The organism is Halomonas sp., assembly GCF_041689495.1.
Taxonomy (GTDB): Bacteria; Pseudomonadota; Gammaproteobacteria; order Pseudomonadales; family Halomonadaceae; genus Halomonas.
This window is the reverse complement of the sequence record NZ_JBDNGD010000549.1, coordinates 1-3,371: the sequence shown is the minus strand read 5'-3', so window position 1 is coordinate 3,371 and position 3,371 is coordinate 1. Positions and strand designations below refer to the sequence as shown.

Below are 3,371 nucleotides of genomic sequence, written 5' to 3'. Positions count from 1 at the left end.
TCTATGTTTGAGGGTTCCGAGAGTGTTCGCTTGATTTGATTTTGTATATGCATTCCCAAAGCATGCGTTAGTCAATGCATTTTGTCCAGTTGCTGCTTGTGGGTAAAAGGCAGCGCTAGGCTCTACGGAAAAGCCCGCTCTACCATCCACCGCGCTATCGAAGCGGGCCGCTTGTCATGCAGTATTCGAGGCGATGGCGTCCGCGTTCTCGACCTGTCCGAACTCATCCGTCTATGGGGCGAACCGCCCAACGCACCGCCCCAGGCGCAACAGAACGCAACGTCTGACGAACCGGACACGCAACAGGCCATGTTGCAGGAGTTGCGAGCCATGCGCCGGGAGTTGGTGGCACTGAGGGAGGAGGTCCACCAGCTTCGCACCCTACCCCCGCCGGATCGCCCAGAGAGGCCGCAGGAGCCACGCGAGGCCGATACCCCTACACGGGCCCACGGGTAGCGACTTCCGCAGCCTGGTGGATGCCCTGCGAAAGTCTGAGTAGCCCAGCCGATAGTCACCTACCCGGTCAGGGCCAGGTCTTGGTGTCGCTAGAGGTTGGGAGAGGAGTGTCTACCTGCCACTCCGAGGCAAGGCGCTGACCCTCGGTGACCTGCTCTCGGGAAAGTTGTTTGAGGCTGATGTCGCGGTTCTTGATAGCTATGGCATTGCCTTGCACCGCCGCGAGGTTCTGAAGAATGTAGGACATTACGCGATCCTGTCGGACTCCTTGGCCGTTATAGTAGAGGAGACCGAAATTGTTCTGGGCCTCGGCATCCCCCTGCTCGGCGGCGCGACGGCACCAAGGTCGGCTTCGATGTCGAGCTCACCCGCGCCATCAGTGACGCGGTGAGCGTGCCGGTGATCGCCTCCGGCGGCGTCGGCACCCTCGACCACCTGGTCGAGAGTGTGACCCAGGGGGGCGCCGCCGCGGTACTGGCCGCCAGCATCTTCCACTTCGGTGAATACAGCATTCCCGACGCCAAGCGCTACATGGCCGACCGCGGCATCGAGATGCGGCTGTAGCAGGATACCCGGAAAAACCATCCCCGCCGGCCACTCCGCCGTCACTCCGGTGTGGCCGGCATCATCGCCCCCTCTTCCCCGCACTTGTAAGCAATACGCCGCCGATGCGACCAATGGGATGAATGCTCAGCTCACGCAGCTCGTCGAGAACATTCCTGACTCGATGCGCTGGCGGAATAGCGAGCCACTCACTCGACCGAAGGCCGTGGCCGCTGATGCGGATGCGGCCAGGAGGAAACGACGATGCAAAACCACAGCCCGAAGATACCGGTGTTTCTTGCCGCCTTGCTGTTTGCGACCGGGGCGTCGGCCGCCGGCCCGGACAAGAGCGGCCCCCTGATCAACAAGGCGGTGATCCAGCAGGAGGCCGGCAAGACCGTCTACTGGGTGCTGCCCGGCCCCAGAAAGTTGAGCAAGGAGGTATTCGGCACGCCGGACGACCCTCAGCGGACCCTACAGCCGATCCTCGCCAAGGTGGACAAGCCGCCGATCCGCGAGTTGCTCGAGAAGCTGCCGATTCTGGTAGCGGCGCCGGCGAAGGCACGCAAGACCAATGAGGCGGGCACCGAGTACACCGTGTTCGCGCAGCCGACGCCATTCAGCGATAAGGCCCGGCCCCTGCCCCCGGATCAGAGCGGCTATTTCAAGACCACCCTGCTGGATCGGGTGGCCGAGGACCAGCCCGGCAAGCCGGGCGACACACCCGACGAGGTGCAACTGGAAACCTGGTTCCACGACCCGGCGGGCAACAAGTACCGACTGGAGTTCGATCACGTGGTCCAGCCGCCCTTCCCCGGCTATAACACCCAGGGCGGCGTGTTCATCGACGGTTGGCTACACGGCACCACCGGCACCGGCTCGCCGCTGATGCCCAAGGAGTACACCCGCGGTGCCTGGTGGGGGGTCGTCCACTTGTATATCAACGGCGAGCAGGTGGACACCAAGGTCGCCCACTTGATGACCACCGAGGTCGTACGCAAGCGCGATTACTCGCTGGCGCTGGATGAGGAAATGCCGCTCGCTCCCAGCGAGCGCCACATTCCCAGCCAGGACCATCACACCCACCTGATCGTGCTGCCGATCAAGCCCACGCCGCAGGGGCCGGTCTTCGAGCCGGTGAAGACTGCCTTTGAGCTACCCAACGGCAAGAAACAGCCCTTTATCCACGTGATGTTCGAGGAGGACAACATCCTAGAATGGAAGTTGAACATGCAGCCCGGGAGCGAATGACAGCAACCGCCCGGCGGCCGTGGCAGACCGCCGGACATTTTCTGCCCTATGGCATGCCAACCGCCTGCAGGCAGCCAGGCTAACCATACCTTTTCTATGACATAGGGTTTCTCGCGACAGGTCTGGAGGACCGCACATGATTCGCATCGGATACCACGCCAGGACCTTGGCTGGGATTGCCGCGCTATGCTGGACTGTGGCGCTTATTCTGATCCCGACCACGACATTGGCAGCACAGCCACAACAGGCCCAGATTACAATCGAGGCACAGCGCGGATTCAAGTTCCACCCCGCACAGATCGAAGTTCCAGTAGGTAGCGAGGTGGTGCTTACCCTGAAGAACACGGCCGTGATGGGGCATAACCTGCATATCCCTAAACTGGGGGTGATGACCAAGACCATCACCCAAGGGGAAAGCGATACCGTACGCTTCACCGTCGAGAAGGCCGGAACCTATGTCTTCCGTTGCGAAGTACCGGGCCATGCACAAGCAGGTATGACCGGCAAGATCAAGGTTCAGTGAGACTCAGCCCGAGATTGCTCACACCACCGTTGCGCCCCAGCCGCCGTTCTCACCGCTCCAGGGTGGCGCGCACCTCGGGCGCCGGCAGCGGCCACGCCTCGGCATGAGGCCGGTCATGGCAAGGCAGAAGGGGCCGCGTGGCCGACCGGCGGCGCCGCGGGCCAGAAGGTGACGGGCGTTACTCGAAGGTGGCGCAGACGTCCGACTGCGCGCCGGGGTCGTGGCTTTCCACGTGGGTGACCGCCTCACTGGCCGGCTCCAGCGTCACGCGCCACTGGTGGTCATTCTCCATGGGATCGCAGCTGCCCTCGCTGCCGCCGCCGAAGTTGGAATCGATCCAGTAGTGGACCTCGGAGCCATTGCCGTCTTGTAGGGCGCCGGGGAAGTCGAAGGCGAAGGCCGGGTCGCCGTCAGCGGAGACGCTGCCGGACTCCTCGGCCACCACCTCGCCGGACTCGGCGTCGACCACGGCCGCCTGGATCGCCTGGCCGCCGTGGGGGCCGCCGAAGCTGGCGTCGCCCTTGAAGGTCAGGTCATGGCCGTCGCTGGCCAGGGCCAGGGGCGCGGCGAACAGCAGGGAAAGCAGCATCCACCGATG

General features: G+C 63.5%; 4 protein-coding genes and 1 pseudogene. 3 read left to right on the top strand and 2 right to left on the bottom strand.

Going from position 1 to position 3,371, the window contains the following annotated elements; all coding sequences use genetic code 11:
- Positions 1-523: 523 nt before the first annotated feature.
- Positions 524-703: a hypothetical protein gene (locus tag ACESMD_RS15800; protein ID WP_372614849.1), complete on the bottom strand. Its 180-nt coding sequence runs from the start codon at positions 701-703 to the stop codon at positions 524-526.
- Positions 704-786: 83 nt separating this feature from the next.
- Here ACESMD_RS15800 and ACESMD_RS15795 point away from each other — a divergent pair.
- The 3 genes and pseudogenes from ACESMD_RS15795 to ACESMD_RS15785 form a co-directional block, all read left to right on the top strand.
- Positions 787-1,020 (top strand): annotated as a pseudogene (locus ACESMD_RS15795) (HisA/HisF-related TIM barrel protein); the annotation flags it as partial.
- 243 nt (positions 1,021-1,263) lie between these two features.
- Positions 1,264-2,250, top strand: coding sequence for a hypothetical protein (locus ACESMD_RS15790; protein WP_372614848.1), 987 nt, complete (start codon positions 1,264-1,266; stop codon positions 2,248-2,250).
- A gap of 136 nt (positions 2,251-2,386) precedes the next feature.
- Positions 2,387-2,773, top strand: coding sequence for a plastocyanin/azurin family copper-binding protein (locus ACESMD_RS15785; RefSeq protein WP_372614846.1), 387 nt, complete (start codon positions 2,387-2,389; stop codon positions 2,771-2,773).
- A gap of 178 nt (positions 2,774-2,951) precedes the next feature.
- On the opposite strand, the gene ACESMD_RS15780 is transcribed toward ACESMD_RS15785, so the two are convergent.
- Positions 2,952-3,371, bottom strand: a 420-nt coding sequence (locus tag ACESMD_RS15780; protein ID WP_372614844.1) for a hypothetical protein, incomplete at its 5' end; no start/stop codon positions are given.

What these genes read in the sequence shown, in the direction of transcription:
- ACESMD_RS15790 (WP_372614848.1), top strand. Translation starts at nt 1,264, where the DNA reads ATGCAAAACCACAGCCCGAAGATACCGGTGTTTCTTGCCGCCTTGCTG.
- ACESMD_RS15800 (WP_372614849.1), bottom strand. Translation starts at nt 703, where the DNA reads ATGTCCTACATTCTTCAGAACCTCGCGGCGGTGCAAGGCAATGCCATA.
- ACESMD_RS15785 (WP_372614846.1), top strand. Translation starts at nt 2,387, where the DNA reads ATGATTCGCATCGGATACCACGCCAGGACCTTGGCTGGGATTGCCGCG.